The organism is Streptomyces coacervatus (assembly GCF_029223485.1).
In the GTDB taxonomy this organism is placed as follows: domain Bacteria; phylum Actinomycetota; class Actinomycetes; order Streptomycetales; family Streptomycetaceae; genus Streptomyces; species Streptomyces coacervatus.
Map to the genome: position 1 here is coordinate 1 of NZ_JARHTP010000066.1, position 979 is coordinate 979.

Sequence of the window (979 nt, forward strand, 5' to 3'; positions counted from 1 at the left end):
TCCGGTTGATCCGGGTGTTTTGGTGGGTGGGTTGTTGCGGCTCGTTGGCGTGGTGGGAGGGGGTCTTCGCCTCGGCGGAGGCGGTCGCGGACGTCGGCGACGGTGGCGGGGGAGATGCCCGCGCGGCGGGCGATCTGGCGCAGGGAGGCGCCGGGGTCCTGGCGGATGAGCCGGCTGGCCAGTTCCCGGCCGCGGGCCGAGCTCAGTGGCCGGGCCCGGCCGTCCCGCCCGATCCGGGCCGCGGGCTCCGCACCGCCCGCCACGCCGGCGGGGCCGCCGGGGTCTGCGGGATCGGGGTGGGTGGGATCGGCGGGGTGGGTGGTGGGGGGTGGGCAGGCGCGGCGGAGCTGGGCGACCTTCTTCGCGGACAGGCCGGCCACGGCCGCGACCGCCCGGTCCGACCAGCGGGGCCGGGCGGTGAAGATCCGCTCGGCGGCGGCCACCCGGTCGGCCAGCGGCAGGGCCCGTCCATGGGTCACATTGGCCGCCACCGCCAGCAGCAGCGCGTCCTGCAGGTCCCCGTCGAAGAACCGCACCGCAACCTGGTCCTCACCGCGCAGCCGGACCGCCCGCAGCCGGTGCACCCCGTCCACCACCGTCATCGTCGGCCGGTGCACCCAGATCGCCGGCCACGGCGTCACCGACCCCGCCAGCTCCCGCACATACTCCTCATCCGCACCCCCGGACCGCGGCGTAAACCCCACCACCAGCGCATCCGCCGCCACCCACTCCACCGGCGCCCGCCCCAACAGGCCATCCCGCAACGCAAGCAGATACTCCGAACCCTCCACACCACCCGCACCCTCAGGGCCGAGCGTGCACTCCGGGTCCGACGGCGGCTGCTGGCTGGTACTCACCCTGGCTCCCCGTCCCCGACGTCAGGAACCAGCCGCCTGCCAGCCCGAATCATCCGTCGTATCGACGACCCCGGACACCAGCCCCGACGCCGACACCGACGTAGACGCGGACCTGACGGTGG

At 75.3% G+C, this 979-nt stretch carries 1 protein-coding gene; it reads right to left on the reverse strand.

Going from position 1 to position 979, the window contains the following annotated elements:
• The coding region (locus tag P2Q00_RS50585) for a winged helix-turn-helix transcriptional regulator (protein WP_275781988.1) at positions 1-857 on the reverse strand (857 nt) is incomplete at its 3' end.
• Between the last annotated feature and the right edge of the window lie 122 nt (positions 858-979).